The organism is Endozoicomonas sp. SESOKO2 (assembly GCF_024606245.1).
Classification (GTDB): Bacteria; Pseudomonadota; Gammaproteobacteria; order Pseudomonadales; family Endozoicomonadaceae; genus Endozoicomonas_A.
The window spans coordinates 1-4,720 of sequence record NZ_JAHHPQ010000452.1 but is presented as its reverse complement, the minus strand read 5'-3'; the positions used below and the strand labels follow the sequence as shown (position 1 = coordinate 4,720).

3 protein-coding genes are annotated in these 4,720 nt (G+C 44.2%); 2 read left to right on the top strand and 1 reads right to left on the bottom strand.

What is annotated here, in order from left to right:
* Nucleotides 1–2,284: DUF4116 domain-containing protein (locus tag KDK17_RS10230; RefSeq protein ID WP_257288013.1), on the top strand; the 2,284-nt coding region annotated here is incomplete at its 5' end.
* Between the two features lie 208 nt (nt 2,285–2,492).
* Nucleotides 2,493–3,662, top strand: coding sequence for a hypothetical protein (locus tag KDK17_RS10225; RefSeq protein ID WP_257288012.1), 1,170 nt, complete (start codon nt 2,493–2,495; stop codon nt 3,660–3,662).
* 89 nt (nt 3,663–3,751) lie between these two features.
* On the opposite strand, the gene KDK17_RS10220 is transcribed toward KDK17_RS10225, so the two are convergent.
* Nucleotides 3,752–4,720, bottom strand: a 969-nt coding sequence (locus tag KDK17_RS10220; RefSeq protein ID WP_257288011.1) for an SPFH domain-containing protein, incomplete at its 5' end; no start/stop codon positions are given.

The window sequence follows — 4,720 nt, the reverse complement described above, 5'->3', positions numbered from 1 at the left end:
CTCTATGCCAGACGGAGCCATTGTTTTGGCCCGACACGTCGAAGGATGGATGCTTGAGCCTGGGTTCCTGAGGCGGGCAGGGGGTTTTGTCATTGCCGAAGGTGGCTTCAATGATCATGTAGCGATTCTCATGAGACAGGAACAAAAAAGACTGTTGCTGGGCGGTGAGCAGTTTGCGGCCCTGGCCGCTCAGGATGGTCAGCAGGCGACGCTGGCCTGCGGCCGTTTTAATGGTAAGTCCGGAGCCTTCGTAGTTGCCGGTGACCTTACCGAAAAACTGGCCAGTCACATTAGCCTGTCAACTGCTGTTTTTGATGTCCCGTTGGCAAAAGCCGTCCCGTCACGGGATGATTTAACCCCCGATGAAGGCACATTCTGTCATGTTGTCAGCGGTTTTCAATGGCTAACGGATCAAAACGCCCGCCTGTTGGCATTTTTTGCTCCCGGCGGTGGGCTGGATGGTCTGGCAAACCCTATAAAAGTAAGTATGTCGCCACAGCGATCAAAGCTGCTGGCAGAATCTTGGGACAACATAAACCGACTGGTTCATGGAGCCGAAGCCCTGTTGGACGGCTACCGGGCCTTTTTGCTGCTGGCGGATGACAAGGATTCACCCGAGGTTCAGCCATTGCTGGATGAGTTACAGCAAATAATCAACCGGTTCGAGACGCTGAAACAGACCATTCAATCAGGGTTAAAAACGATCATCCCTTCTCTGCAATCCAGCGAAGAAGACCGGTTATCATCGGGAACTTTTCGTCAGTGGGTGGCAGCCTGCCATCAGTTGCAATCCTATCTTCAAACACTCCATCACTCTGAGGCCAGGCAGGTTTTGAGTGTCCATGACCTGATTTTTGCCCTGCATCAGTGCTTCATAAACGCGCTGGCACCGGTTACTCTGGCTTCTGGTCAGGGCAAGGTATCTATGGAACAGGAAGTCACTTATGTTGATTGCACTCCCTTGGGTGAAAAAGCGCCTCTTTTGACGCCGTCCTGCAGAGAATCCATCGAAAAATTAGGAGTTCAAGCCACTGTCGTCAGTATGGTTGATGCCATGATTGTTAATCTGGAGTTTGGCAATCATGTGGGCATTATCGAGCTGCTTGAACACGCTGAGGGTGGAAAAGGACGAACCTTGCGGCTGAAATTCTCTGACCAGTTTTATAATCCTGATGGCAGTGATCAACCCGGCAGGCTGAAGCGTATGTGGTTTCTGGTGCAGTTACTAAAAGCGATTGAACTGGATAAAAATGCTGATGGCATGAAGCTGAGTTGCAACGCCGTGGCGGGAGAAATTATCGTTGAATGCCCTCGAATGACAACCACTCAGTCCATGCACGGTGCCTTTAAGAAACTGATCACTGTATTAGATGCTATTGATGAGATGGAGATTCACTTGAGGTACAATGAAGCCATTTTTGAAGGAGGTCAATGGAACTTTAACTTTCTTGCACAACGTCTTAATAGCGATCCTGCGGCAGAAGCTGATAGATTTGCCTTTCAACATTGTCTTTTCTCAATGTTTTATTACAGATTTTTCTGTATGACGCCCGATTGGTGCCAGTTATTAAGCAGCCACCAACAACAGTTTATTGATCATAGCCAACGGTTAGCTGAATCGAAGGACAAACTTCAGGAAATGTTAATGAGTGGCGAGATCGGTGAGGATACCCGCAGGGAAATTTTATATCACCTATTACTCGTTGGTTCCCGAAAAGCTATTCCATTGTTTGAGTATTTTGATAACCGCCTGAAAAATGAATACTTTGTTATCAAACCACCCAGCACTTACAAGCTGGAGTTTTATGTTTCACCAGGTCAGCCGCTTCCGGATAATCAGGAAAAGGTCAGGAATGTTCTGCTGAAACATGGGCTGACCTATGCCAGCCAACGGGTTCGAAACGATAAAGACCTTGTATTACTCACCATTAAAGAACATCCGGGCGACCTGGAATATGCCAGCTCAGAACTTCGGGACCATGATGAGGTGGTAATGGCCGCTATCGCAAAGTGTCCAACAGCTCTGAATGATGCAAGCGAAAGAATCCGTGGCGATAAACACATTATCCAAATGCTGATTGCCGATAATGTTGGTCTCTTATCATATGCCAGTAAAAGTATATTGAATGATCGTGAGTATCTGCTGGACTTGATTAAACAGTATCCTCGTGCTTTTGTGTACGCTGATGATGAACTTAAAAATGATGAAGCCTTTATCAGGTCTGCAGTCCACAGAAACTCCAAAGTTCGTAAATACGTTCAGAAACCAGCATATGAGTTCTGATTCACTGTGCTGGTTCTTAAAATAGCTGTCTCGACAACGGCTGTTTTAGCGTAAACCACGGGGTTCACAGGCCTCTCACACCTCTTCTGATGAATTAACCGGACTCGATAATGCTGACATGATTGATCCGCATTGACTATCCTGCTGTATTAAGTGACAAAACAAGGGAGTGACTGTCTTTCAGCAACTGACTTATCAAGAGATATCTATGCAGCGATTATTCATCGTATTCATATTACTGACTGCGGGGCTGTCTGTGCTAACAGTGAACGCCGCCTGTCCTGACTGTAAAGAGTTTTCAAACCAAGGTGCAGAGGGCGGCATTTGCCCTAATTGTGGAGAAACAAACTCTCTCAGGTCAAATCAGGGTGTCTATGGGTTATGCGAGTTGCTGTTAGAGCTATTGAATGATGAAACAGACAACCAGACCCTAACTGCAGTGAATATACTGAGCGTTGCGAGTGACTGTTTAGATGGTAGTCAAGTCACACTGACTGAGAGACTGAGCAATGAAATACAAACGTTCAGAGAACGATCTGAATTCATGCAGTGCCAGATTGACAGAAACCTTCCTGAAGGAAACCGTGAAGGGTTTGCCAGCTTGTTTAGTCCTGAAGATCTCACCATTTTTTTCTCCCTTATTGAGGCAAGTGGGATCACCGATATTGGTTTAGATCAGCTTGAGAAAACCTTCTTTATCAGAATTGGCTGGCTGTCGATCTCAGTAAAAGCCGAGCTGGCAAGTTATGACTGGAAGCAACTGAGGAATGAGAGGCGTTTTTTTGCTTACCTCTATTATATCTTGCTGCGGCAACAGCAGGCTCATCTGGAGGCGGATGATAGTCTGGTCAAACGATTGAGTGTCTACTTACTGGATTATGGGAAGGGAGATGAGAGACGTATTCACCCTCTTTTTGCTCCTGAGCACGTGAAATTTGACCCTTATATTGAGTCTTGTGTTATTCCTTCATCGGTGCTTGACATGACAAGTTCATGGCGGTGGAAGTGGCTTAGTCAATATCTCAATCCGCAGGGTTGGGCTATGACGTTTCTGCAACCACAGGATTGGATTTTAAGATTCCTGCAAGCAGGACGCTGGAACTTTCTGGGACGCTTTTATATATCGGATGGAACCTCGTCCTATCAATTGCCAGAACCTAACTCTGGTATCTGGATTTTGCTGGCTTTGAATGACGATCAAACGGTCACTTTGTTCACTAATCATGGAATGGGCATGATAACAGTCAACGAGAACGAGCTCGGGTCGCTTTTGGAAGGAATGCAAAGCACTTTCAGCCATTCAGACAATTTAACCCCTGAACCACCTGTATTGGGTGACCAGTTTCAGTTGCCGCTTCCGGATAGTCTTTGGTATTGATTCTCCTGAACAATTTAAATAACGACCTATTTGCCAGCAGTTGCATTGTAACCCTGTTATTTAACGCAGTTGCTGGCAAAAAATATTTTTTACTGGTTTTTTATATCCTTGGGATCGATAAAACCCGGATACACAGATTTGGGGATTTTTTCACCAAAATATATCAGCTTAGAGTTGTTGTTTCTCCAAAAAGCCTCTGTTTGTTTGAGCTGAACATACAAGGGTGTAATGAGTCTTTCATTGGCTATTGCCTCTTGCAGAGTGGCATTGGCACGGGCTTCACCACTTATTTTTATGACATATGCTTCTGCTTCACCCTTTTGCCTGAGTATAAACGCTTCTGCTTCGGCGTCTTCACGTAATTGATGAACTCTAACAGCAACTCGGATTTTTTCTAATTCCATTTTATTTTTTTCCTCAGCCAGTTTTTTTTCATTCTCTATTGCAGCTACCATTTTATCTGTATCAGCCTTTTTTGATCGTTCCAATTGTTGGGTTTCGGCTTCCTTTAGTTTCCTGGCTTGAGTTTGTGAAACAGCTACGAGCTTGCTTTTCTCTTCTACAATCACTTCATAGTTTCTTTTTATGTTTTCTGGTAGAACTGGTTTAGAAACAACTACTTTGTTTACTTTTAATTTAGAATGACTTTTCCCTTGCTCTTCAATTAAGTGTTTTAACAAAAAATCATTTATAGCAGGAAACTTGTCAATATATATTTCTTGGGCCGTCATGGTCGTGCACAGTTCTGTTACTGCCTGGATTGTCGGCTCTGTTATTAAATAATGATCATATTCTTCGCCAAAATTTGAGACAATATTTAACACTTCGTCTTTATGAAGTTGATTATAAACTGCAATTCTAGGGAATATAATTGTGAGACCGTCCATAGTACCGCATGGTATATTCTCAATAATATCTATCTGAGGCCTTACATTTATCCTCATTCCTTTGGTAATAGGCCATGAGAATAAACTGTGTATTCCCGGTTCATAAACTTTGTTATAAAAACCACCTCTGAAGAAAATACCAACACTGCCTTCCGGGACTGTATATGTAAA

Bases quoted from the DNA above. Each gene is read 5' to 3' on its own strand.
- KDK17_RS10225 (WP_257288012.1), top strand. From the start codon at position 2,493: ATGCAGCGATTATTCATCGTATTCATATTACTGACTGCGGGGCTGTCT.